The sequence below is a fragment of the uncultured Pelagimonas sp. genome (genome assembly GCF_947498515.1).
Lineage (GTDB): Bacteria > Pseudomonadota > Alphaproteobacteria > Rhodobacterales > Rhodobacteraceae > Pelagimonas.
Genome location: NZ_CANMKO010000003.1, coordinates 18,314 through 42,059 on the forward strand (window position 1 = coordinate 18,314; position 23,746 = coordinate 42,059).

General features: G+C 53.9%; 22 protein-coding genes. 14 read left to right on the forward strand and 8 right to left on the reverse strand.

Going from position 1 to position 23,746, the window contains the following annotated elements; translation table 11 throughout:
• The first annotated feature begins 66 nt into the window (after positions 1–66).
• On the forward strand, positions 67–639 hold the full coding sequence (locus Q1A43_RS06390; RefSeq protein WP_299933546.1) for a shikimate kinase: 573 nt from the start codon (positions 67–69) through the stop codon (positions 637–639).
• Positions 636–1,742, forward strand: a complete 1,107-nt coding sequence (gene aroB, locus Q1A43_RS06395; RefSeq protein ID WP_299933548.1) for a 3-dehydroquinate synthase — start codon at positions 636–638, stop codon at positions 1,740–1,742. The genes Q1A43_RS06390 and aroB overlap by 4 nt, the downstream gene beginning before the upstream one ends.
• Before the next feature lie 130 nt (positions 1,743–1,872).
• Here the strand turns inward: aroB and ssb are convergent, their stop codons facing one another.
• Entirely contained in the window at positions 1,873–2,400 is a 528-nt protein-coding gene (gene ssb, locus Q1A43_RS06400) for a single-stranded DNA-binding protein (protein WP_299933550.1), read from the reverse strand.
• Positions 2,401–2,559: 159 nt separating this feature from the next.
• Between ssb and Q1A43_RS06405 the strand changes: the two genes are divergently transcribed.
• From Q1A43_RS06405 to Q1A43_RS06415, 3 genes are all read left to right on the forward strand, one after another.
• On the forward strand, positions 2,560–3,177 hold the full coding sequence (locus Q1A43_RS06405; RefSeq protein ID WP_299933552.1) for a lytic transglycosylase domain-containing protein: 618 nt from the start codon (positions 2,560–2,562) through the stop codon (positions 3,175–3,177).
• A 60-nt stretch (positions 3,178–3,237) separates the two neighbouring features.
• Entirely contained in the window at positions 3,238–4,194 is a 957-nt protein-coding gene (locus tag Q1A43_RS06410; RefSeq protein ID WP_299933554.1) for a hypothetical protein, read from the forward strand.
• A gap of 93 nt (positions 4,195–4,287) precedes the next feature.
• Entirely contained in the window at positions 4,288–5,409 is a 1,122-nt protein-coding gene (locus Q1A43_RS06415; protein ID WP_299933556.1) for a cytochrome c peroxidase, read from the forward strand.
• Between the two features lie 31 nt (positions 5,410–5,440).
• Here Q1A43_RS06415 and Q1A43_RS06420 read toward each other — a convergent pair whose 3' ends face one another.
• The 6 genes from Q1A43_RS06420 to miaA all read right to left on the reverse strand — a co-directional run bounded on the left by Q1A43_RS06420 (position 5,441) and on the right by miaA (position 13,733).
• Positions 5,441–7,522 carry an ABC transporter ATP-binding protein gene (locus tag Q1A43_RS06420; protein WP_299933558.1) on the reverse strand — a complete coding sequence of 694 codons (2,082 nt, stop codon included), beginning with the start codon at positions 7,520–7,522 and terminating at the stop codon, positions 5,441–5,443.
• A gap of 99 nt (positions 7,523–7,621) precedes the next feature.
• On the reverse strand, positions 7,622–8,812 hold the full coding sequence (locus tag Q1A43_RS06425) for an ABC transporter permease (RefSeq protein WP_299933560.1): 1,191 nt from the start codon (positions 8,810–8,812) through the stop codon (positions 7,622–7,624).
• 10 nt (positions 8,813–8,822) lie between these two features.
• On the reverse strand, positions 8,823–9,908 hold the full coding sequence (locus Q1A43_RS06430) for an ABC transporter permease (RefSeq protein WP_299921494.1): 1,086 nt from the start codon (positions 9,906–9,908) through the stop codon (positions 8,823–8,825).
• Between the two features lie 118 nt (positions 9,909–10,026).
• Complete coding sequence (locus Q1A43_RS06435; RefSeq protein WP_299933562.1) at positions 10,027–11,697, reverse strand: ABC transporter substrate-binding protein; 1,671 nt, start codon at positions 11,695–11,697, stop codon at positions 10,027–10,029.
• Between the two features lie 240 nt (positions 11,698–11,937).
• Positions 11,938–12,834: an AraC family transcriptional regulator gene (locus Q1A43_RS06440; RefSeq protein WP_299933564.1), complete on the reverse strand. Its 897-nt coding sequence runs from the start codon at positions 12,832–12,834 to the stop codon at positions 11,938–11,940.
• Entirely contained in the window at positions 12,831–13,733 is a 903-nt protein-coding gene (gene miaA / locus Q1A43_RS06445) for a tRNA (adenosine(37)-N6)-dimethylallyltransferase MiaA (RefSeq protein ID WP_299933566.1), read from the reverse strand. The genes Q1A43_RS06440 and miaA overlap by 4 nt, the downstream gene beginning before the upstream one ends.
• 103 nt (positions 13,734–13,836) lie before the next feature.
• On the opposite strand from miaA, the gene pyrH reads away from it, so the two are divergent.
• Positions 13,837–14,586: a UMP kinase gene (gene pyrH / locus Q1A43_RS06450; RefSeq protein ID WP_299921501.1), complete on the forward strand. Its 750-nt coding sequence runs from the start codon at positions 13,837–13,839 to the stop codon at positions 14,584–14,586.
• A 5-nt stretch (positions 14,587–14,591) separates the two neighbouring features.
• Here pyrH and Q1A43_RS06455 read toward each other — a convergent pair whose 3' ends face one another.
• Positions 14,592–15,515 (reverse strand): helix-turn-helix domain-containing protein, encoded by a 924-nt coding sequence (locus Q1A43_RS06455; protein WP_299933568.1) that lies wholly within the window; start codon positions 15,513–15,515, stop codon positions 14,592–14,594.
• A gap of 210 nt (positions 15,516–15,725) precedes the next feature.
• On the opposite strand from Q1A43_RS06455, the gene frr reads away from it, so the two are divergent.
• The 8 genes from frr to Q1A43_RS06495 all read left to right on the forward strand — a co-directional run bounded on the left by frr (position 15,726) and on the right by Q1A43_RS06495 (position 23,742).
• A complete protein-coding gene (gene frr, locus Q1A43_RS06460) occupies positions 15,726–16,289 on the forward strand; it encodes a ribosome recycling factor (RefSeq protein WP_299921505.1) in 564 nt (187 codons plus the stop codon).
• 66 nt (positions 16,290–16,355) lie between these two features.
• Positions 16,356–17,132, forward strand: a complete 777-nt coding sequence (locus Q1A43_RS06465; RefSeq protein WP_299933570.1) for an isoprenyl transferase — start codon at positions 16,356–16,358, stop codon at positions 17,130–17,132.
• Positions 17,129–17,899, forward strand: a complete 771-nt coding sequence (locus tag Q1A43_RS06470; protein ID WP_299933572.1) for a phosphatidate cytidylyltransferase — start codon at positions 17,129–17,131, stop codon at positions 17,897–17,899. The genes Q1A43_RS06465 and Q1A43_RS06470 overlap by 4 nt, the downstream gene beginning before the upstream one ends.
• 5 nt (positions 17,900–17,904) lie before the next feature.
• Positions 17,905–19,071: a 1-deoxy-D-xylulose-5-phosphate reductoisomerase gene (dxr, locus tag Q1A43_RS06475; RefSeq protein WP_299933574.1), complete on the forward strand. Its 1,167-nt coding sequence runs from the start codon at positions 17,905–17,907 to the stop codon at positions 19,069–19,071.
• Between the two features lie 27 nt (positions 19,072–19,098).
• Positions 19,099–20,439, forward strand: a complete 1,341-nt coding sequence (rseP, locus tag Q1A43_RS06480; RefSeq protein WP_299933576.1) for an RIP metalloprotease RseP — start codon at positions 19,099–19,101, stop codon at positions 20,437–20,439.
• 82 nt (positions 20,440–20,521) lie between these two features.
• Positions 20,522–20,653 carry a hypothetical protein gene (locus Q1A43_RS06485; protein ID WP_299921514.1) on the forward strand — a complete coding sequence of 44 codons (132 nt, stop codon included), beginning with the start codon at positions 20,522–20,524 and terminating at the stop codon, positions 20,651–20,653.
• A 118-nt stretch (positions 20,654–20,771) separates the two neighbouring features.
• The gene (bamA, locus tag Q1A43_RS06490; protein ID WP_299933578.1) at positions 20,772–23,174 is read left to right on the forward strand and encodes an outer membrane protein assembly factor BamA; all 2,403 of its coding nucleotides are present in this window, start codon (positions 20,772–20,774) and stop codon (positions 23,172–23,174) included.
• A gap of 37 nt (positions 23,175–23,211) precedes the next feature.
• On the forward strand, positions 23,212–23,742 hold the full coding sequence (locus Q1A43_RS06495; protein ID WP_299921518.1) for an OmpH family outer membrane protein: 531 nt from the start codon (positions 23,212–23,214) through the stop codon (positions 23,740–23,742).
• Positions 23,743–23,746 lie beyond the last annotated feature (4 nt).

Consider the following 23,746-nt stretch of genomic DNA (forward strand, 5'->3'; position numbering starts at 1 on the left):
AACTTATACCTAGCCTTTTTGGCCGGTTCACGTCATTCACGCAACGAAATAAGGAATGAGCGAGAGATGGCCGAGGAGCAACCCCACAAACACGTGATTTTGCGCAAGACCGTGGTTTTGGTTGGCATGATGGGCGCAGGGAAGACGGCGGTGGGTCGCACATTGGCGGCCCAGCTCGGGGTGGACTTCCTTGATTCCGATCATGAGATCGAAGAAGCGGCCAATATGAGCATCGCCGAAATCTTTGCCCGCGACGGTGAACCGTTTTTTCGCGACAAGGAAAGTCAGGTGATAGAACGGCTTTTGGCGGGAACACCTTGTGTGTTGTCGACTGGCGGCGGGGCGTTCTTGGCAGAGCGCAATCGCCAGATGATCACCGAAAAAGGCGTGTCGATCTGGCTGAATGCGGACCTTGAGGTTTTGTGGGAACGGGTACGTCACAAGGACACACGTCCGTTGTTGAAAACTGAGAACCCCAAGAAAACCTTGAGCGAGATTTTTCAGACACGCGTTCCCATCTATTCATTGGCGGATATGTCGGTGCTTTCCGGTGGTGGTGCGACGCTTGAAGAAATGGGGCGTCGTGTTCAGGATGCTTTGCTGCAAGAGCGTCCGGATGTTTTGGAGGTAGCGACATGATCGAAGTGGTCGAGGTCCCCCTAGAGGGCCGCGAATACGAAGTGCGGATCGGGCAGGGGCTTTTGGATCAAGCGGGGGCACATATTGCACCCCTTCTCAAACGTCAGCGAGTTGCTATCGTTAGTGATGAAAACGTAGCGGCCTTGCACCTTGAAACACTAACTCGTGCCCTAGAGATCGAAGGGGTCGAGCATGTTTCGATGACTTTGCCCGCCGGGGAGGCGACCAAAAGCTGGCCGCATTTCACCCGCACCGTGGAATGGTTGTTGGAACAAAAGGTTGAGCGGCGCGATGTGGTTATAGCCCTTGGCGGCGGTGTGATTGGCGATCTTGTGGGCTTTGCCGCGGCCGTTTTGCGCCGTGGCGTGCGGTTTGTGCAGATCCCGACGTCCTTGTTGGCGCAAGTCGATAGTTCGGTCGGTGGCAAGACCGGGATCAATGCACCACAAGGGAAAAACCTGATTGGGGCTTTTCACCAGCCGTCTTTGGTTCTGGCCGATATCGATGTGCTTGGGACATTGACGAAACGCGATTACCTTGCTGGGTATGGTGAGGTGACCAAATACGGGTTGCTGGGGGATGCGGCGTTCTGGGATTGGCTTGAGGCCAATGGAGAACGGGCAGCGGCAGGTGATGCTGAGGCAAGGATTTACGCGGTCAAACGGTCGGTTGAAATGAAAGCCGAGATCGTTTTGCGGGATGAAACCGAGCAAGGGGACCGAGCCTTGCTTAACCTTGGTCATACGTTTTGCCATGCTCTTGAGGCGGCAACCGGGTTTTCGGACCGCTTGTTGCACGGCGAAGGGGTGGCGATTGGGTGCGCTTTGGCCTTTGAGCTGTCGTCACGTTTGGGATTGTGCAGTCAGGAAGACCCAAGCCGGGTGCGTGCGCATCTAAAAGCGATGGGGATGAAATGCGATCTGTCAGATATTCCGGGCGATTTGCCGGGGGCCGAAGCGCTATTGGACCTGATGGGGCAGGACAAGAAAGTTGTCGATGGCCAACTTCGGTTTATTCTAGCGCGTGGCATCGGTGATAGCTTTGTCACCGCAGATGTTCCGTCGGATAAAGTGCTGACGTTACTGAAAGATCAGCTGATCTAAACATCAAAAACGTTGTTACATTATGCGCTTCCGCGCGCTTGGTTTAGGTGCGCGGAGGGGTAATGGATTTTTTGAAAGCTCAGACACCCGAAGCAAATGAAAAGGCCGACACAATGGCCGGCCTTTGGTCTTAAAACGGGATTTCGTCGTCGATATCGCGCGCCGGTGGGCGCGATTTTTCCTGACCGCCGCCGCCACCTTGGCCGCCGCCATAGCCGGGATCGTCATAACCGCCACCTTGGCCACCGCCATAGTCGCCGCCGCCGCCGTAGCCGCCACCTTGGCCACCACCGCCGCCGCCGCCATCACGACCATCGAGCATTACCAACGTGCCGCCAAAGCCTTGAAGGACGACTTCGGTTGAATAGCGATCGGCTCCGGACTGATCTTGCCATTTGCGGGTTTGCAGCTGGCCTTCGATGTAAACTTTGGAGCCTTTGCGGAGGTATTGTTCGGCCACGCGAACCAAGCCCTCTTGGAAGATCGCGACCGAATGCCATTCGGTCTTTTCACGGCGTTCGCCGGTGCTGCGGTCTTTCCATGTTTCGGATGTGGCGATGCGCAGGTTGCAGACCTTGCCGCCGTTTTGAAAACTGCGGACCTCGGGATCACGTCCCAGATTACCCACTAGGATCACCTTGTTCACGGAACCGGCCATACTCTCTCCTTGCGCTCTTGTGCGAATCTTTCGGCAAATGTTTGCCGAACCTATACCAGCGAATGGGCGGAAACAAAGGGCCTGCGTATCAGACCCTAGCGGAAACTTTAAATTCGCGTATATTGCCCGCAATGAAAAAATGATGGGCGGGTGGCTATCATGGTGCGATTGCGTTTTGGCGTGGTAACGACGCTGGTTTTGGGCATGACGGGGCAGGCGGCTTTGGCCGATGTTTTGTCGACCAAAAGTCGGGCAAGATTGTTTTCAAGCCAAACCAGCGTGCTCGATACCAGAGCGTCACAGCAATATAACAATTCCGTTCGCCTAAAGCCGCCGACCGTCGTAACCCCAACAAAATATGGTGATATTCCGGCTGGCTCGGAAGGGTCGGTTCCCAAGTATCGTGGTCGCTACAATGGTGAATACGCGGCGATGGCACGTGCTGCTGCGCGCAAACATGGCATTCCCGAGGATCTTTTCTTGCGATTGGTCAAACAGGAATCGAACTTTAACCCCAATGCGAAATCGCATGCTGGGGCGATTGGTTTGGCACAGCTCATGCCAGCAACAGCTAAGTCTTTGGGGGTGAACCCAAAAGATCCCAAGCAAAACCTTGAAGGCGGCGCGCGCTACCTCAAAATGCAGTACAAGAAGTTCAAATCTTGGCGTCTTGCGCTTGCGGCCTATAACGCCGGGCCTGGAGCTGTGACCAAATACGGCGGTGTTCCGCCTTACCGAGAAACAAAAAACTACGTCAAGAAGATCTGGGGCAGTTAGACCTTTAGGGGTTGTTATCTGTTTTCGGTCATCATGTTTCCATTGGTGAAACATGCGGATTTGGCGATGGCATGGGTGTTAGGTTTGTTTGGTTGTGTGCGCAAGGTCGGTGCCTTTGCGCTGGTATTCTCGTGGGTCATTGTATCTCAAGTCAGCGCACAAAGCTGCCAAATGCCATCAAAGCTTTCGCATCTTTCTGATGTCTTGGTCAGTTATTTGGAGTTCGAGGGGCCGATTTCAGCCCAGCGGGCCCTACAGCTCGGGCAAATAGTGGACAACATTGATGATCAACACTTGGTTGTTCAATTGCGTGAAAACGGGTTGCAAAGCCTATCAATGGTGGTTGCTGATCTGATCAGCGAAGCCGAAAGAATAGCTACGGCGGCTGAAATCCAAGATTCCCGTCGTTTGAAAGGGATGCTTCATAACCTGAACCAACAGGCATTGATTGCTTGTGCGGATTCGGATGGAAAAATCTTTCAGAATATTCAACAGGAAAGGGACGGTGGCATAATAGAGGCCGGCAAAGTTGATTGGGAGGCCGTCAATCGTGTGCTGGCCAAGGACAGGTCCCTAAGCATGGCGATCTTGGTCGTTCTTGTCGGTATCGTGATCGGGGTTCTGTACCTTGCCGATACATCCTACAGGTTGGCGATGGCCATGTTGTACAATCGCAAGGCATGTCGCATTCCCGTAACGCTGCGTTTGGGGATGGATAGAATTCCCGTGTTTGTAACGACGCTCGGCCGCGGTGGATGCCGGATTACGCCGGAAGAACCCGTCATGTTTGATACGCATCTGGCCAAGCTTAGGCAAACGACCACAGTCTTTGATTTCGAGGGTAAATTGATAGAAGCGCAGGTCAGCGCCATCTACGAGGATGTGTCGGATTTTCGTTTCGAATATCGCATTCCGCTAAGGCTTCAGAAAGAGTTGTTGTCGCTCTCAACGATCTCACCATTTTATGTAAAAAAGAACCGCCGCAAACCACGCAGCAAGCCCGAGACCGCATCGTAGAGGTTGGATTAGTGTTGATTGAGCTTGCGTCAAAGCTTTCCTGTTGAAAGAAGATGCTTGGCCGCAAGCATAGTGGGTCGGACGAGGTGAGAAATGAATAAGACAGTTTTGATTGGTCTGATAACTGTGTTGGCTTTGCCCGGTATCGGTAGGGCCGAGAATGCGTCTGTATCCTATCCGAGCATCGAAGCTTTGGGCGAGGCGTTGTTCTTTGATACAAACCTATCAAAGAACCGCACACAAAGCTGTGCAAGCTGCCACGCACCGGAAAATGGGTTTGCCGATCCACGAGGGGCCGCGTCGTTGGGCGATGACGGGGCGTCGATTGGTGACAGAAACGCACCAACGGCGAGTTATGCCAGTTTTGCACCACCGTTCCATCAACGCGATGATGGGGCGTGGGTAGGTGGTCAATTTTTGGATGGTCGCGCCGCTGATTTGATGGAGCAAGCTGGCGGGCCGCCTCTCAACCCAATCGAAATGGGCCTGACCGACAAGGCGGAGGCCGTTGCGCGCCTCGCTGAAAACCCGTCCTATGTTGCGGCTTTTGATAGTTTGTTTGATCAGGGCATCTTAAACCGACCAGATGAAGCGTATTCAGCCATGACTCAGGCCATCGCTATGTTCGAACGAACAGACCAATTTGCGCCCTTCGATAGCAAATATGATAGGTATTTGCGTGGCGAAGTTGAGCTGGCCAAAGAAGAAGAGCTTGGGCGCATCCTGTTCTTTTCCGAACAATTCACCAATTGTAACCTTTGTCATCAATTGCAGCGCAGCCAAATCCACCCACAAGAAACGTTTAGCAACTACGAATTTCATAATATTGGCGTTCCGGTGAACCAATCATTGCGGGCCGAAAATGGGGTTTTGACCAAGGATCTTGGGTTATTGGCCAATCCACTGGTCACTGACCCAAGCCAAGCGGGCAAGTTCAAGGTTCCGACGTTGCGCAATGTCGCGGTTACGGGGCCGTATATGCACAACGGTGTCTTCGATGATTTGCGCACGGTTGTGTTGTTTTACAATCGCTACAACACCACGGCCAAAGCCCGCCAAATAAACCCAGAGACTGGTGGCGTATTTGGCATGCCTGAAGTTCCTCAGACTTTGGCAACCAAAGAGTTGACCCACGGTCCCGCTCTCAACGATCGTGAAATTGACGCTTTGGTTGCATTTATGAAAACGCTGACGGATGCCCAATACGAACACTAATTGGACACCGAATAGCGGGTTTTCGAGAGGGTCACTCAGCTGCGATTTTGATCACGGGCTCCATTTCGTTTAACTGTCCATCGCTTAGGTGGCATTTGATCTGATGCCCGTGTGACAGCGTCTTGATGGGGGGGATTTCCGTCTCACAGAGGCCGCCGGGGACCTGAGATTTCCAACGGCAGCGCGTTTGAAAAGGGCACCCAGAAGGCGGATTCATAGCCGAAGGAATGTCACCTTCCAGAACGATATGTTGCTTTTCAATGCTGGTATCCGCAATCGGAACCGCCGACAAAAGCGCTTCGGTATAGGGATGATAGGGCGGGGCAAAGACCTGATCAGTTGTGCCCAACTCGACCACATGACCAAGGTACATCACCATCACACGGTCGCTCAGATAGCGCACGATACTGAGATCATGGCTAATGAACAGCAACGTGGTTTTGTGTTCGCGCTGGATTTCCATCAACAAATCGGTGACAGCGGCCTGTACAGAAACGTCCAAGGCCGAAACGGGTTCATCTGCAACAACAATGCGGGCGTCCCCAGCAAATGCGCGGGCAATACCGACCCGCTGTTTTTGGCCCCCCGACAATTGACGCGGCATCCGATCGGCAAAGGCGCGGGGCAGCTTGACCAGATCTAGCAATTTGAGCATTCGGTCTCGCCGCTCGGTATCGCTACTGCCAACCCCGAACACCTCAAGCGCGCGGATGATCTGACGCCCGACCGTCATCGACGGGTTCAGAGTATCAAATGGGTTTTGAAAGACCATCTGCACATCCGCGATTGTACCTGTATCGCGCGCTTCAATCGGGATGTCCTGAATCTCGCGGTTGTCCAAAAGAATCCGGCCATCCGTCGCGGTTTCAAGTCCCATCAAGACCTTGGCAAAAGTGGATTTTCCACAGCCGGATTCGCCAACAATCGCCAGTGTTTCACTTTCGCGCGCCTCAAAACTGAGGCTTTCATTGGCTTTCACAACCTTTTTCTCACCGGTGCTACCGAAAAGCGCATTGGCCGCGACTTCGTAATATTTACGAAGGTTTTCCATCTTTAAAACCACCGGCCCGGGTTGGGGTTTCTCGACGGTTTGACCATGGCCTATCGGGGCGTTCCAGTCAATTTCGGTGAACCTCAAACAGCGCGACGCGTGGCGATCGCCTTCGGCGGGGGACATGGGAATGTCACTCGCATCACAGCGTCCAGCTTCGAAATAATCGCAGCGCGGACCAAAGTTGCAGCCCGGTGGCCGTTCGTGAGGAAGGGGGAAGTTGCCGGGAATTGCGACCAATGGGCGGGCATTTTTATCGGCTCCAGGGAGTGGGATAGAGCGAAACAAAGCCTGCGTATAAGGGTGCTGCATATGGTCAAACACAGCTTCGATAGACCCGGTTTCAACCGCCTCTCCACTATACATGACGCACAGTCGGTCGCAGGTCTCTAGAACCAGCCCAAGGTTGTGCGAGATGAACAGCATTGAAGTCCCGTATTTTTTGCCAAGCTCTTTGACCAGTTCGACAACGGCAGCTTCTACTGTCACGTCCAAAGCGGTTGTGGGTTCGTCCAAAATCAACAACGACGGTTCCGCCATCAGGGCCATCGCAATCACAATGCGTTGCTGCTGCCCACCAGACAGTTGATGCGGGTAGCTATCTAGCATCCGCTTGGGATCTGGCAGCTTCACATCGGTCACCACCTGCAGCGCCCGAGCATAGGCGTCTTCGTTAGAAACACCTTTGTGAACTATGGGGACTTCCATCAGCTGCTTGCCGATTTTCATCGCCGGGTTCAGGCTGGCCATCGGTTCTTGATAGATCATAGCGATTTCAGAGCCGCGAATGTCACGTAGCTCCTCAGCACTCATGAGGCTAAGGTCGCGCCCTTTGAATTTGATCGATCCACCGACAATCCGGCCGTTTTTGCCAAGGTCTTGCATGACCCCAAGCGCAACAGTGGATTTACCACAGCCGGATTCCCCAACGAGCCCCACCGCTTCTCCGGGCATAACGGTAACAGAGAAATCCATCACCGCTGGGATTTCCCGAAGTCGGGTGAAAAAGGAAATCGAGAGGTTTTCGATCTCTAAAATCGGTCCATCATAGTCATCAGTCATATGCGTCTCCCTGGCGGGGGGCAGGACGGGGCCTTGGGCCTACATCTTACCAAAAAAACTCCGGGGGGGCCGGGGGCTAGACCCGGTCCGTCCCTCTCATCAATCGCGCAAGGATTCTTCGCGCAGACCATCAGCCAATAGGTTCAACCCCAAAACCAAACTTAGCAAAGCCAAAGCAGGCGGAAGAGCAGGGTGCAGATACACCGACAAAAGCTTGCGTCCTTCGTTGATGGTTGATCCCCAATCCGGGCTTTCGGGTGGAAGACCCAGCCCAAAGAACCCCAAGGTCCCCAAAAGGATCGTCGTATAGCCAATCCGCAGGCAAAAATCGACGATCAACGGACCGCGAGCGTTCGGCAGGATTTCCCAAAGCATGATGTACCACGGGCGCTCGCCCCGTGTTTGTGCGGCGGCGACGTAATCGCGGGTTTTGATATCAAGCGTCAGCCCGCGCACGATCCGGAACACGGTGGGTGAGTTAACGAACACCACCGACACAAAGACCACCAAGGTTCCGCCCGGAATATCGAACATGTCCAGCGGCCAGAAGTCGATCTTTGAGCCACTTTCGTTGATGAGCGACAAGTACAACAAAATCAATGGCACCAAAACGACGACTAGCCAACGTATGTTCTTGCTCGGTTGGGTACGAAAGCGTGAATGGATCAGAACGGCAAAGAACACCACGGGACAAACGAACAAAACAACGGCCATAAACTGAGGCAAACCTGTTGCGACAATTTCCGGTGTGACCAACAGATAGAAGAGTAAGATGACAGGAAAGGCGAGGATGAGGTTGGCCAGAAAACTTAGCCCGGTATCAAGCCGCCCGCCATAATACCCCGCTGGCAACCCAAGCGTGATCCCCACCATAAAGGCAAACAACGTGGCAAGGGGGGCAATGGCAATGACAACCGTGCTGCCCATCACCATGCGGGTGAATACATCTCGGGCCAGTGTGTCGCCGCCCAAAAGGTAATGGGCAAACTCGCCCTCTTCTGCGCCGCGCACCGGGGTTCCGGGTAGTTTGTTTTTCATTCCAGAAATCTGTGCGACAGGGTCATGAGTGCCGATCAGATCAAACACCCCAGCAAACAGTGCGGTGAAAACCCAAAACATCACCAGCGCAAAACCGATCATACCGATCATACTGTCAAAGAGCTTGCCATAAAGGCCAAGCCGCCGTTTGTAGCGGATCGATACGGTGTACAGGACGATCAAAGCCACCCAAACCGGTGTGAACTGAATGAGAATTTGCGTGAAAATGGCGCCCCAGCTTAACGGATCCATGAGCGCCTCCTTATGTTACGCTAATGCGTGGGTTGAGATAGACATAGCCGATGTCTGAGATCAGCTGCGTCAGCAGAACCACAACCACCGAAACCACCGAAATCCCAAGCAGCATTTCGATATCATTGTTGCCCGCCGCACGGACAAGTTCCCATCCCAAGCCTTTGTATTGGAATAGGGTTTCGACAATTACGACCCCGTTTAGCAACCATGGGATTTGCAACATGATGACCGTAAACGGCGCGATAAGCGCGTTGCGCAGCGCATGTTTGACCACAACATTGGCAAAGCTCACCCCCTTGAGACGGGCGGTGCGAATGTATTGGGCGGTCATCACTTCGGCCATCGAGGCGCGGGTCATGCGGGCGATGTACCCCATGCCATAAAGCGCAATTGTTAGAACCGGCAGGGTGAAGTTTTCGAAAGTGGGGGTTTCCATGGCCTTGGCTGCGGACCCTTTGAAAAGGGCTTTGCCTTCGATCCAGCCGTTGGAAGCCAACCACTGGTTTATCGGTGATTTTGAGGACGCCAGCAAAGCAATGAAAATCACACCGGACACATATTCCGGCGTCGCTGTAGACAAGATCGACACGCTGGACAGGGTTCTGTCGGTTGCGGACCCTTCGCGCATCCCGGCCAGCACCCCGATGATCAGGGCGCTTGGAACCATGACAATCATCACCCACATCATCAGATAACCGGTATTGGCAAGCCGTGTTGACAGAACTTTGACCACCGGAGCTTTGGAGACCGAAGACCACCCCCATTCCCCTTGCAGGATTCCGCAATAATGCGGCGCTTCTTCGGGTTTCATCCCAGGTTTGATGCAGCGACCATTGACTGAGCCATCTTCCTCAACCTGTCGAAACGAGGGCACAACCCCAATCCATTCGGCGTATTTCTTTGGAGTGGATTGCAAATAGCCGCGATCGGTTAACCAGCTGGCAACAGCCTCATCTGACATTCGAAAGTTGCCTTGGGTTTTGGCGAGTTTCTCGAGGTTCGGATAGAGGTTGGTCAGGAAAAAGACGATGTAGGTCAGACAAAGCGCTGTCAGGATCATGACCCCGACACGCCTAAGGATGAATAGTCCCATGGGTGCCCCTGTTGGTGGCTGGACACAAATCTGACCGAAAAATCCGGCGCATGTGTCTCTTGTTTTGGCTCAGGACGAAAAAGGGCGCCCCATGTGGCGCGCCCAATTTGTACTTAGATCAGGCTTCGAGCGCCCATTTATACAATTGCGGTAGGTCGGAAATGTGTTTGTCCACTCCGACAAGACCTTCGCGTGTATGGCGAATTGCGGTGCGCCAATAGGGCTGCAAGGTCACACCTTCGTCGATCATGATCGCCTGAATTTTGGCCATCACTTCGCGGCGTTTGTCGACATCCGCAATTGAGTTGGCCTCGGCCAGTAGGGAGTCAAACTCAGCGTTGGCAAAGCCCGCTTCGTTCCATGCCTCGCCAGAGCGATAAGCCAGAGCAAGAACCTGTGTGCCCAATGGACGGTGGTTCCAGTTTGTCGAGCTGAACGGATATTTCACCCAATCATTCCAGAAAGTAGAGCCGGGAAGAACCGTTCTTTTGACGTTGATACCCGCATCGCGGAGCTGAGCCGCCACGGCATCGGTGGTGTTCTTGCGCCAATCATCGTCGATCGAGTGTAGCTCGTGCTCATAGTCACCCATGCCGGCCTCATCCATCAAAGCCTTAGCTTTCGCCGGGTCATGGGGAAGGCGGGTGACATTTGCGTCATGTTCCGGGTGCATCGGACCGACGTGGCAGTTATCGGCAACAACGCCGTAACCGGACATGCCAAGTTCCAAACAAATTGCGTTGTCGACCGCCATGGCAAGCGCCTGACGCACACGTTTGTCGCCATAAATCTTTTTGCCATCTGCGTCTTCTGCAAGCTGGTTGGGGCGGATCACGATGGTGAACCCCGAGGCGACTTCGGACCGCTTAAGGCCAAGTCCATCAAAGACGTCGACAAATTCGCCAACCGATTCCCAGTTGAGATCGATTTCTTCGGCGTCGAAGGCCGCAACAAAGGCAGCTGGATCAGTGCCGTAGTCGATGAATTCGACCCGGTCGACATGGCCGCCTTTACCCGCAGCATAGCCCCACCATTCGTGGTCCTCGTTGCGCACCAACACGCTTTTGACCCCAACTTCGAGGAGTTCGGGTCTCATGAAACCGGTGCCAATTGGGTTCTCATACATGGTGGCAGGGTCGTGGCTTGAATGCACGATGGCGGCTGGATAATCGGCCATGCCGGGAATGATTGTGATGTCCGGCGCGTTGGTTTTTAGCTTGACGGTATGGCTGTCAACAACGGTGATTGCGCCGTCGCTAGCCTTGTTTGTGGTGGCGTCGATCATACTCGACATACGGCCAGCCATCGAGTTGCCCTCGACCTCCTTGTCGCACCACATGGCAATGTTGCGCGCGACATCTTCGGCGGTGAAATCGTCGCCGTTGTTCCATTTTACACCTTTACGGACATGGAGCGTGTATTCGGTGGCGTCTTCATTGGCTTCCCAACTCTCCAAAAGCATACCATTGAAAGAGCCGTCATTGTTGTATTCGATCAGATACTCAAGCCAACCCGAGGTAAAGGTCGCGATCTGGGTCCAGTCATAGGTGCGCGGATCTTTGAGGGCACGGACTTCCATTTGCATCCGAATAGTGCCGCCTTTTTGAGCGTGCCCGTCGGCCAAAGCCGGGCGTGTCAGTCCGCCCAATGTATAAGCCGCAGTTGCCGTCAAACCCAATGCTGTACAGCGCGCCATAAATTCACGGCGATCCAAGTCGCCATTTTTGAGTTCTTTGGCATACATTTCTGCAGCCGGATGGACGCCGTTGGCTGGTGAGTGGAAAGTCATCGTCTTCTCCCTGAGACTTATCATTTATTTAGGATGTCTTTTTTTGTCACAGACCGCAAATCCAAGGATGTCCCTCGGTTTGCGATGCCGTCATGACACCCCTTACCTCCATAGCGCCCGAGATGGCCCTTAAGGTCAATGATAGAATTCGACATCATGGGTCGCAAAAGCGACATTCCCTTTGTTGGGAAACGACCTTTTCAGGGTTTGAAAACGACAATTTAGAAAATTGGAATTGGGCTAGCGGCGGTTTTTGGGCTGGGATTGTCGCCGCAAACCTGACGGAGAATGCCCCGATTGAGTTTGAACAAACCGGGTAAAATAGGCAGCAGAAGAAAACCCTAGCGCGGATGCAAGATCTTTGATCGGCATTTTTGACATACTCAGAGCAAGCCGAGCAGAGTAGAGTTTTCTCTCGGCCAAAAAATCTGCTGCGGTCTTACCACAGGATTTTCGACAAACACGGGTGAGGTGCGTTGGCGTCACCTCAAGCCGTTCAGAATAATCAGAAACACCCATGGGCCGATAGAAATCGCGTGTCACGTTCTGGGCAAACCGTTGGGTGAGGCGGCAGGCGGCGTTGTCCTTAAATGGTTCACAGGCACCGGCCTGAATTTGGCGATGCAGCCAAACGGCTATCAGGCGCACATGCGCCTCTAGCGCTTCGTCAATTAACGGGCGGCTGTGCATCAGTTCCCGGCCCATCGTGTCAATTTCTGATATAATTTCGGCCTGGGCCAAGCTATCACGGACCCGCATGTGCAAGCATTCTCGCGGCATGCGGGTGGTCAGACCGCTGGGGCTTTGCATCATCAAACCCTGTGCGGTTTTTGGGAAATCGAGTGCAAACAGCGTTCCAGCAGGCAAAAACATTGCCTGATTGGCGATTAATCCGCGACGGACACCATTAACGATGATCACACCTTGCCCACGAGTCAGGTAGATCAGCACATTGTCAGGCCGGTCATGCAAAAGCGTATAGCGCCATGGAGCCGCCTGAGTGAGCAGGGCAAGCGAGCCGGCTTTGATAGGGTCTTGTTCTATGATGGGGAGAGAGGGGCGGTTCCGATTTGATGACACAGGCTCGGCAACGGGGGCGGGCGGCATAGGTTTTGTCAGGAAAGATGGGGGTTTCATGTGCCCATCTCCTGAGGAGAAATCCTCGACCATGTCTTCATGCGGGCGTTAAACCACGTGCGTTGGCGTTTGGCGAATTGCCGCGTCAAGATTGTGGCCCGCAGACAGGCATCCTCGAGCGTTATTTCTCCACGCAGATGGGCGATCAGTTCAGCGGCCCCAATGGCCTTGGCCGAGGGCAGGGCAGGGTGCCAATCATCAAGATTTGCGTGGGCTTCGTCCAAGGCCCCCTGTTTGATCATCAGATCGAACCGACGTTCAATGCGAGGCGTGAGCCATTCCTTTGGGGCATCAAAAACAAACGGGTGGGTTTGGTCGAGAGGCAACAAAGGCGGCGGAGTGTTGTCTTGCCACTCTGCAATACCGCGTCCGGTGTTTTTCAATACTTCCCAAGCGCGCCCAACCCGAGCAGGGTTTTGCAAATCTATCCGAGCACGTGTTTGTTCATCTAATTCGGCTACCAATAACGATAGACCATCTTGTGCCAGCCGCGTTTCAAATTCGGCGCGGATATCGGGCGGGGTGGCCGGAATATCGGCCAACCCTTCGGTCAGAGCGGTAAAGTACAACCCTGTCCCGCCAACAATAATTGGGCGTTCTTTGGCACTGAGGCGTGGTTTCACCTCTCGCAACCAATGGCCAACGGAATAGTCTTGATTTCCGGGAATATGCCCGTAAAGCATATGTTTAGCGCATGTTTCATCCTCTTGCGACGGGCGCGCCGTCAAGATGCGCCAGTCGTCGAAAACCTGTATGGCATCCGCATTGACGATCACGCCGCCCTGTGCCTCGGCAATGGCCAATGCCAAGGCTGATTTTCCGCTGGCCGTCGGGCCAGCGATCAATACCGGCTTGGCCGGGTCAAGCTGTGCGATGATGTCATCGCCTTGCGCGCTCATTCAATATGCTCCGTCTGCCCCTTGTTTGGCCGATTTTCCACCGCTGGCCATTGCGGCCAGCCCGGTTTTGCGCCAAATATGCGCGCGATCATATCCCCCAGTCATGACGGAGCGCAACATGACCGCGAGCGACACAGCAGAAACCACCTTTAATCGTGTAATGTTGAAGATTTCCGGCGAAGCCCTGATGGGGGATCAGGGATTTGGCCTGCATCCACCGACGGTTGAACGGATCGCCCAAGAAGTCAAATCGGTCCATGACATGGGTGTCGAGATTTGCATGGTCATCGGAGGCGGCAATATCTTTCGCGGTCTTTCAGGCAGCGCTCAAGGTATGGAACGCACGACAGCGGATTACATGGGGATGATGGCCACGGTCATGAATGCCCTTGCGATGCAATCCGCGTTGGAAAAAATGGGCGTGTTTTGTCGGGTGATTAGCGCGATCCGCATGGATGAGGTGGCCGAGCCCTACATTCGTCGCCGCGCGGTGCGCCACCTTGAGAAAAAGCGGGTTTGCATTTTTGCGGCCGGAACCGGTAACCCGTATTTCACAACGGACACGGCTGCTGCCTTGCGCGCCAATGAAATGGCGTGCGAAGCGATCTTTATGGGTAAAAATGGTGTCGATGGCATCTATGACAAAGATCCGCAAAAGCATGACGATGCCAAGCGCTATGACCGCGTAACATTTGATGAAGTCCTGAGCAAAAACCTAAAAGTTATGGATGCTTCGGCGATTGCCTTGGCACGCGATAACAACCTTCCTTTGATTGTATTCCCATTGGACGAGCCGGGTGGTTTCCGCGGGATTTTGGCCGGCAAAGGCACGTACACAAGAGTTACTGGATAACCTTGCTACGCGTTTTGGCGCATGATGCGCGGTGGGGCCCCGTAGCGGGATTTGAAGCTACGTGTAAAGGATGATGGCGAGGCAAAGCCAGTTGCCAACGCCACATCTTCGACGCTGAGCACCGTGTCGCGAACAAGCTGTTCCGCCCGTTCCAGACGCAGTTTGAGGTAGACTTGGGTGGGCGTTTGACCAAGCCCCTTACGACACCGCAGCCGTAGTTGTTTAGGGCTGAGATCCAAATCCGAGGCGATTTGATCCATCGGGCGTGGGTCGCCCAAATGCGTGACCATTATCGACTGCATGCGGGCAAGAATGGGGTCTTGCGCTTGGGGGAGGTGACAGGCATCGCCATCGCTTCTAAAGCGTCCCAACGACAAAGCGTCTGAAACTTCGCGTGCGACATCCGGGTCGTGAACCCGTGCGACCCAAGCCAATAGCGCATCACCAGCGGCAAGCCCGGTTGCAGCCGTCAAGCGACCACGATCAAAGCAAAACAGTTGATCGCTTGGCGCAACACGGGCAAGAATATCGGCCTCGTCCTCAGTTGGATCAATGGGCAAAACCGCTTGATATCCATCCAGTAATCCAAGTGCAGCAAGCACCGTAACACCACTATCAAACCCGGCCAGTGTTCCGCCGGCGGTCTGAGCACGCAACAAGAAACCACGTAACCCCATGGGCAGCCGTTTCAGCGGCTGAGCGCACGCGCAAATGACGACCAAGTCCCATCCTGGTGGATCCTCCCAGTCGGTTCGATCAGGGGAAATTTCGATTCCGTCGATTGAAGCAACCGGCGCGCCGGTTACAGTTCTGATCTCAACCGAAAACAATGGGCGACCCGCTAAATTATTGGCCCGGCTCACAACTTCGCGAAGCAATACGTAGGTGAGGATCGGGAAGCCGGGGGCGAGGATCAGGCAGATATGCATTGGGCCGTTTCAGTTCGGTTTTCTGTTGGGATTAGTGATGCCGGAATTAGGTAAATGAACCCTTTCTATGCGGAGATTTTTCGGGGTGAAGACGACGGTTGAGCCAGTGGAAACAAGCGTGAATTAAATGATATGTCATCGCGCCTATACATTCTGAACGCGAGCGCATAGAACGAAAGCAATCGAAAACAAGAAGAAGACCGAGGGCCCATGTCCGAAGATTTCGAACTCGACACAGATGATCTCGCCCGCCGCATGGACGGTGCTATGGCCAATTTGCGGACGGAATTCGCCTCGTTGCGAACCGGTCGTGCATCGGCCTCGATGCTTGAACCTGTGATGGTGGATGCCTATGGCTCCATGACACCAATCAATCAAGTCGGTACGGTGAACGTGCCTGAACCCCGTATGGTCACAATCAATGTGTGGGACAAAGGGTTGGTTGGCAAAGTCGAAAAAGCCATCCGCGAATCCGGGTTGGGCATCAACCCACAGCTCAACGGCACCATTATTATGCTGCCTATCCCCGAGCTGAACGAGGAACGTCGCCGTGAGCTGACCAAAGTGGCCGGCGGTTACGCCGAACATGCCCGCGTTGCGGTCCGCAATGTGCGCCGCGATGGGATGGATCAGATCAAGAAAGCCAAAAATGATGGGATGTCGGAAGACGACCAGAAACTTTGGGAAGGCGAAGTGCAAGAAATGACCGACGACTACATCAAGAAGGTCGATGATGCGCTTGAAAACAAACAAGAAGAGATCATGCAGATCTAAGAGACGGGGCGGTCCTATTTGACCGCCTTTTGCGTGAGGCAGCGCTAAGCTGCCTTTTTCGCGTTTTTGGGGCGGCTTGCCCAAACCAAGTGTTTTGAACAAACAAAGGACGATGTGATGGCAAAACCGCTCCGTGACGGCACTGGCCCGCGCCATGTGGCGATCATCATGGACGGCAATGGCCGTTGGGCGACCAATCGCGGACGTCCGCGTCTGTTTGGGCATCATGCCGGTGCAAAACGTGTAAGGGAAGTGGTCGAAGCTTGCCCGGACGTGGGCGTAAAATATCTAACGATATTTGCCTTTTCCACGGAAAATTGGAAACGCACTCAGGTTGAAGTCGCCGGTCTGATGAGCTTGTTTCGTCGCTATATTGCCAAGGAAACCCGTGCTTTGCGTGATCGCAATGTTCGGGTGCGGTTTATTGGTGATCGGGTGCGACTGGATGCGAAACTTATCCAATTGATGGACGATCTGGAAAAGATCACCGAAGAATGCACCGGAACAAACCTGACGATTGCGCTAAACTATGGTGGTCGCGATGAGGTGACCCGCGCGACACGCCGTTTGGCGCAGGATGTCCATGACGGCAAACTTGACCCGGCAAGCGTGGATGAGGAAACCCTTCCTAAGTATCTGGATACACATGTTTTACCTGATCCGGATTTGGTGGTGCGTACAAGCGGTGAAGCGCGGATTTCCAACTTCTTGCTTTGGCAATCGGCCTATGCGGAATACGAATTTATCGACACGCTTTGGCCGGATTTCACCGCCGAGGAATTTGCCCGTTTGATCAATGGTTATGGCGCACGTGATCGACGGTTTGGAGGGGTAAACGCATGACCGACAAGTGGCGTGATCTAGGACCTCGGGCGATTTCGGCCATTGTTATGTTGGCTCTCGCGATAGGGGCGGCTTGGGCTGGCCCTTTTTACTTTGCCATTCTAATTTCGATCGCGACTGGGCTTATGGTCTGGGAATTGGCGCGTATGCACGAACCGCGCTTTCCTATGTTGCCCGAGATCATGGCCGCCGTAACCACCGCGATGGTCTTTACCACTTACCCATTGTTCATGGGAATTTTGGTCCAATATGCCTTTGCTGCGACTGTGGTGTTGGCCGCTCTTCTGACCATTTGTGTCAAACGTGATATGCATCTCTTTGCGCCCTATGTTTTGGCGGTTCTGCTAACCGGTAACCTGTTGGCAGGCCTATACATGGCCTCACCCAAATCGGTTCTGTTCTTATTGGCCATTGTCATCGCAACCGATGTTGCCGGGTATTTCGCTGGCAAATCTATTGGCGGTCGCAAATTCTGGCCGCGCTTTAGCCCCAAGAAAACCTGGTCTGGTGTCATTGCTGGCTGGCTTGCGGCTGGGTGTATTGGGTTTGTGGGGTATGTGACCGGAAATTTCGGGCCTTTGTTCATTTTAACCGCGATGATTATGAGCTTTGGTAGCCAGCTTGGGGACATTGCCGAAAGCGCGTTAAAGCGCCGGGCAGGGGTCAAGGATAGCTCCAACCTTATTCCGGGCCATGGCGGCGTGCTTGACCGGTTTGATGGTGTTGTTGGCGCGTCGATAGTCCTTATTGTCTACATGGTTTTCTAACCTCAATGACACGACGCATATCCATTTTTGGCGCAACAGGGTCCATCGGGCAAAGCACGATTGACCTGATCGCTCGTGATCCAGACGCCTATGAGACTGTGGCACTGACCGGTGGCCGCAATATTGCGCAGCTGGCATCCGATGCGATTAAGCTTGGCGCGCAAATCGCTGTGACTGCTGATGAAAAGCGCCTTGCGGAATTGCGTGACGCTTTGGCCGGAACTGGTGTAGAGGCGGCCGCGGGGCGACAGGCCTTGATCGAAGCAGCCAGCCGTCCGGCCGATTGGGTGATGTCGGCCATTGTCGGTGCAGCTGGTTTGGAGCCGGGGCTGCGGGCCTTGCAAACCGGCGCGACATTGGCGTTGGCCAACAAGGAAAGCCTTGTTTGTGCTGGGCCATTGATCATGCGAACAGCCCAAGCGCATGGCACGCATATCCTACCGGTCGACAGCGAACATAGTGCGGTTTTTCAAGCGCTGATTGGCGAAGACCTGGCCACCGTCGAACGCATTGTCATAACGGCGAGCGGCGGGGCCTTTCGCGATTGGCCAATCGAAGACCTTGCCAAAGCGACCCCGGCCCAAGCGGCGACCCACCCCAATTGGGATATGGGCCAGCGCATCACTATTGATAGTGCATCCATGTTCAACAAAGCCCTGGAGCTGATTGAAACCAAAGAATACTTTGGTGTCTCGGCGGATAAGATTGAAACGGTTGTCCATCCGGAATCGATGATCCATGCGCTTGTTGGCTTTAACGATGGCGCATTGATGGCCCATGTAGGCACCCCGGATATGCGCCATGCCATTGGGTTCGCCTTGCACTATCCGCACCGCAAATCGCTCCCTGTGGAACGGCTCGATCTGGTCAAGCTGGGCCAAATGACCTTTCGCGATCCCTGTGAAACCCGTTGGCCCGCCTTGCGCTTGGCGCGCGAGGTCATGGAAGCCGGTGGTTTGATGGGCGCGGTTTTTAACGCCGCCAAGGAGCGCGCGCTTGATGCGTTTATCGCTGAACAAATCACGTTCCCGCGCATGGCCGGTGTGGTCGAAGAGGTACTGAGTGACCTTTCTACATACGAAAGTCATAATCCTGCCGAGATTACCCTTGATAAGGTCGCCGAGGCAGACCATCTCGCTCGGGTACGGGCGGATGAGATCATGGCGCAATAATAGCAATCTACCAATGAGGCATATGCTTTGGACCTGACGACGTTGATTCCGCAATTTGGCGGCCTGCTTTGGACTTTGTTGTTCTTTGTTGTGGCCTTGTCGATCATCGTGGCGATCCACGAATATGGCCACTACATTGTTGGCAAGAAATCCGGCATTTATCCCGAGGTGTTCAGCCTTGGATTTGGCCCCGTTCTTTGGTCGCGCTACGACGATTTTGGCACCAAATGGCAGATCGCGGCCATTCCCTTTGGTGGCTACGTAAAATTCCGCGGCGATGCGAATGCGTCTGGTGGAATAGATGGCGAGACTATCCATGGTATGGACGAAAAGGCGATGCGCGCCACCATGCATGGGGCCCCGCTTTGGGCGCGAACGGCGACGGTTGCCGCGGGCCCGATATTCAACTTCATCTTGTCGATCATTCTGTTCACTGCTGTCATTATGGCGCGCGGTGTCGTGACCGAACCTTTGACCGTTGGTGAACTGCGCACTATGCCTGTTGCGCAGGAATTGCAGTCTGGTGATGTGATCTTGGCGATTGAGGGCGGCTCACCGCCTGCTTTTGACGATGCCGTTGCCTACGAAGCCTTTATGAAAGCGCTGCCCCAAAAACCGTTGTTAGACTACACGGTGATGCGCGATGGGGCAGAAACGATTGTATCGGGTCCTTATGTATATCCGCCGATTGTGACTCAAGTCGCGCCGCGTTCGGCGGCACGGGATGCCGGGCTTCAGCAGGGTGATGTGATTGTCGCCATTGATGGCGAACCGGTTTTTGCCTTTGATCAGCTCAAGCAAAAGGTCGAAGGATCGGAAGGGGCGTCATTGGCCTTGACGGTTTGGCGCGATGGTCAAGAGGTTGAAGCCGATTTGACCCCTCGCCGCGTTGACGAACCTCAGGCGGATAACAGCTTTAAAACCTTTTACCGGATCGGCGTGATCGGCGGCATTCTGTTTGAACCGGCCACGGCAACACCGGGTTTTGGGGAATCTGTTTGGGCTGGTGTTGAACAAGTTGGCCGCATCATGTCCGGGTCGCTGTCTGGCATGTGGCACATGATCACCGGAGCGATCAGCACCTGTAACCTGTCCGGGCCAATAGGAATCGCTGAAACTTCGGGTGATATGGCCAGCCAAGGCACATCCAACTTCATCTGGTTTGTCGCTGTCTTGTCGACGGCTGTTGGCCTGATCAACCTGTTCCCGATCCCGGTTTTGGACGGCGGGCATTTGGTGTTTTACGCTTATGAGGCCGTCACAGGCCGTCAGCCAAGCGAAAAAGCGCTCGACCTCTTGATGAAACTTGGTTTGATTGTCGTGTTGGCGGTGATGATCCTCGGTGTGAGCAGTGATTTGTTCTGCTAAATGACACAATTGATCCGGCGGGTGCCGTAATCTCGCCGGATTTACCATGTATTCAGGTCTTAGAAACGAAAGGACCGAATCCATGAGCACTCTTCAAGCAGGATATCGTAGTGTCAGCTTGCTGGTCTCCATCAACTGGGACCGGTTGCTATATGTCTTTACCATCGTCTTTGCGCTGTTCTTGGGCGCATATCTTGGGACCTTGGCGCAATAGTCCCCCAGCCGTAGGGGATTTTCCACAAAAACACCGGCAAATGCCTGCCATGTCCTTTTGACAAGGGCCACCATTCCCGATACTCAGTTTCAGAGGGATGTCGGAGTGGATTGTTAAGATGGCACAGGTCATTTCGGCGCGTAAAGCGCCGCTGAGTTTTAAGCAGAAAAACCAAGTGTCACGGGCTGCCAAAGTTGTGGCCGTGGCAATCGCGTTAACTGCAGGTGTCGGGGCTGCCACCCTGCCACGGGCCGCTTACGCCCAAAGTTACGTGTTCAACAGTGTGTCGATTGAAGGCAACGAACGCATCGAAGGATCGACCATCCTGTCCTATGCGGGGATTGCGCGCGGCCAGTCAGTGTCTGCAGGGCAGCTAAACGACGCTTATCAGCGTATCTTGGGATCGGGCTTGTTTGAGACCGTGGATATTATTCCACAGGGGTCCAAGCTTGTTATCAAAGTGGTTGAATACCCGACGGTCAACAAAATCTCGTTTGAAGGTAACAAACGTCTCAAAGATGATGAGTTGGCCGGTATCGTGCAAACTCAACTGCGCCGCGTCTTTAGCCCGCGCATTGCCGAGGCAGACGCCCAGCGTATTTCCGAAGCCTACAGCCAGCAGGGCCGAATTGCCGCGCGGGTGTCTCCCAAAGTTATCAAGCGTCGGGACAATCGCGTCGATCTGGTCTTTGAAGTCTTCGAAGGGGGTGTTGCTGAAATCGAGCGTATCGGTTTCTCTGGTAACTCCAACTACTCTGACCGCCGTTTGCGCCGGGTTATGGCTACCAAACAGGCGGGCATTTTGCGGGCCTTGATCCAAAAAGACACCTATATTGAAGACCGGGTTGAGTTTGACAAGCAGCTGTTGCGCGATTTCTATGCCTCGCGCGGCTATGTTGATTTCCGCATCACCGGTGTAAACTCTGAGCTGGCACAGGAACGTGACGGCTACTTTGTGACTTTCAATGTCGAGGAGGGGCAACAGTTCCAAGTTGGCGAAGTCACTATTACGTCTGATCTTCCCGAAGTCGACGTTGAGTTGTTCGAAAAGAAACTCAAACTCCGGTCGGGGAAGGTATATTCTCCGGCGCGTATCGAAAACGAAATCGCCCGCCTTGAAACTCTTGCGGTGCGCGAAGGTCTGAACTTCTTGCGGGTAGAACCACGTATCACCCGCAATGATCGCGATTTGACTCTGGATGTTGAGCTTCAGCTAACTCGCGGGCCGCGCATCTTTATCGAGCGTATCGATATCGAAGGAAATACCACCACCCTTGATCGCGTCATTCGCGAACAGTTCTTGCTTGCAGAGGGTGACCCTTTTAACCCGCGTGCCGTACGCGAGAGCGCAGAGCGTATTCGGGCGCTGGGGTATTTTGAAACCGCAGATGTGCAAGCGCGCGAAGGTTCAACACCTCAACAAGTGATTGTTGACGTTGATGTCGAAGAACGCCCAACAGGATCGATCGGTTTTGGTGGGTCCTATTCCACCAATAACGGCATCGGTGTGAACCTGTCCTTTAGGGAGCGTAACTTTTTGGGGCGTGGCCAAAACTTTGGCTTTTCCTTTGACACGTCGTCGTCAACCAGAAGCTTTAACCTGAACTTTAGCGAGCCGTCCTTCCTTGGGCGCGATTTGGAGTTTGGGTTCATCGCAAATTACGCGGAATCGGATAACGACAACGCGGATTACGACACGGCCAACGGGATCTTCCGTCCTTTCTTGGCGTTCCCAATCTCTGACAATGGTCGTCTGCAGCTGCGTTACACTTTGGACTATTCCGACCTTGGGGCCCCGCGTGTTGATGAGGGCGAAGAGGAAGAAGTTGGTGCCGTGATCCTGCAAGAAGCAGATTTTGGTCCGCGCTACGATAGCTCGCTTGGATACACCTACACCTACGACACAATTCGCGCGGGTTTGAGCCCGACAAGCCGTTTCCGGTTTGAGTTTGGTCAGGATTTTTCCGGGGTCGGCGGGAACTCGGCCTTTGTGAAAACAAATGTGCGAGCCGTGGCTCAGACGAAAATATGGAACGAAGAAGTGACTTTGCGCGCGTCGTTCCAAGGTGGTGCTCTGAACTATTCCCAAAGCGAGAGCCGGGCGACCGACCGTTTCCGCACCAACCCAAACATCATGCGTGGTTTTGAAAGCAATGGTATTGGACCGCGTGAAATTCGCGATTCCAATGACATTGACGACCCGTTGGGGGGTAACTTCTACGCTGTGGCCCGTTTCGAAGCGGACTTCTCGCTTGGTCTTCCCGAGGAATACGGTTTGACCGGTGGTTTGTTCTATGATGTCGGATCGGTTTGGGGGGTCAATGATGGCTACGACGAACTGGCAGAATCGGCAGGCGGCAAGATTGTTTCAGATGATTTTGATCTGCGTCACGTTGTCGGGGTATCTGTGTTCTGGAACAGCGCTCTTGGCCCGCTTCGTCTTGATTTCTCCGAAGCCGTGAAGAAGAGCAAATATGACAAACCGCTCAACTTCAATATCTCGGTCTCAAAGCAGTTCTAATCGCGTGCGGCGCGCTTTAACTTTCGCGACTCTTTTTTTGGCCCTGTCAGTTTGGACTGCTGGGGCCAAAGCCCAGTCTGTTGGGGGCTTCGACACCGGTACGGTTCAAAGCCCGGTTTTGGTAATTGAGTTCGATCGTGCTTTTAGTCAAAGCGCCTTTGGTCAAAAACTAACCGTTGAATTAGAGACCGCGGGGGCAGAAATAGCCGCCGAAAACCGCCAAATCGAAACAGAGTTGCGCGACGAAGAGATGCTTTTGACAGATCAGCGCAAAGCGATGGAGCCTGCAGCTTTTCGCGAGCTTGCTGATGCGTTTGATCAGAAGGTTCAAAAGCTGCGCCGCGAACAAGACACGAAAGCGCGCGAGTTGAGCGAGCGCCGAGATGGGGCGCGGCGCGACTTCTTGACCTCGGCGGGACCAATTCTGAACCGCATCATGCAAAATACAAATGCCGTTGTCGTCATGGAAAAACGCAATGTTTTTGCATCGATATCCGCAATTGATGTCACCGATTTGGTGATTTCCGAGATCAACGCACTTTTCCCACAAGAGCCATCCGACCCCTGACGCT

Bases quoted from the DNA above. Each gene is read 5' to 3' on its own strand.
- Q1A43_RS06390 (WP_299933546.1), top strand. From the start codon at position 67: ATGGCCGAGGAGCAACCCCACAAACACGTGATTTTGCGCAAGACCGTG.
- aroB (WP_299933548.1), top strand. From the start codon at position 636: ATGATCGAAGTGGTCGAGGTCCCCCTAGAGGGCCGCGAATACGAAGTG.
- ssb (WP_299933550.1), bottom strand. From the start codon at position 2,400: ATGGCCGGTTCCGTGAACAAGGTGATCCTAGTGGGTAATCTGGGACGT.
- Q1A43_RS06405 (WP_299933552.1), top strand. From the start codon at position 2,560: ATGGTGCGATTGCGTTTTGGCGTGGTAACGACGCTGGTTTTGGGCATG.
- Q1A43_RS06415 (WP_299933556.1), top strand. From the start codon at position 4,288: ATGAATAAGACAGTTTTGATTGGTCTGATAACTGTGTTGGCTTTGCCC.
- Q1A43_RS06420 (WP_299933558.1), bottom strand. From the start codon at position 7,522: ATGACTGATGACTATGATGGACCGATTTTAGAGATCGAAAACCTCTCG.
- Q1A43_RS06425 (WP_299933560.1), bottom strand. From the start codon at position 8,812: ATGGATCCGTTAAGCTGGGGCGCCATTTTCACGCAAATTCTCATTCAG.
- Q1A43_RS06430 (WP_299921494.1), bottom strand. From the start codon at position 9,908: ATGGGACTATTCATCCTTAGGCGTGTCGGGGTCATGATCCTGACAGCG.
- Q1A43_RS06435 (WP_299933562.1), bottom strand. From the start codon at position 11,697: ATGACTTTCCACTCACCAGCCAACGGCGTCCATCCGGCTGCAGAAATG.
- Q1A43_RS06440 (WP_299933564.1), bottom strand. From the start codon at position 12,834: ATGAAACCCCCATCTTTCCTGACAAAACCTATGCCGCCCGCCCCCGTT.
- miaA (WP_299933566.1), bottom strand. From the start codon at position 13,733: ATGAGCGCGCAAGGCGATGACATCATCGCACAGCTTGACCCGGCCAAG.
- pyrH (WP_299921501.1), top strand. From the start codon at position 13,837: ATGACGGAGCGCAACATGACCGCGAGCGACACAGCAGAAACCACCTTT.
- Q1A43_RS06455 (WP_299933568.1), bottom strand. From the start codon at position 15,515: ATGCATATCTGCCTGATCCTCGCCCCCGGCTTCCCGATCCTCACCTAC.
- frr (WP_299921505.1), top strand. From the start codon at position 15,726: ATGTCCGAAGATTTCGAACTCGACACAGATGATCTCGCCCGCCGCATG.
- Q1A43_RS06470 (WP_299933572.1), top strand. From the start codon at position 17,129: ATGACCGACAAGTGGCGTGATCTAGGACCTCGGGCGATTTCGGCCATT.
- dxr (WP_299933574.1), top strand. From the start codon at position 17,905: ATGACACGACGCATATCCATTTTTGGCGCAACAGGGTCCATCGGGCAA.
- Q1A43_RS06485 (WP_299921514.1), top strand. From the start codon at position 20,522: ATGAGCACTCTTCAAGCAGGATATCGTAGTGTCAGCTTGCTGGTCTCC.
- bamA (WP_299933578.1), top strand. From the start codon at position 20,772: ATGGCACAGGTCATTTCGGCGCGTAAAGCGCCGCTGAGTTTTAAGCAG.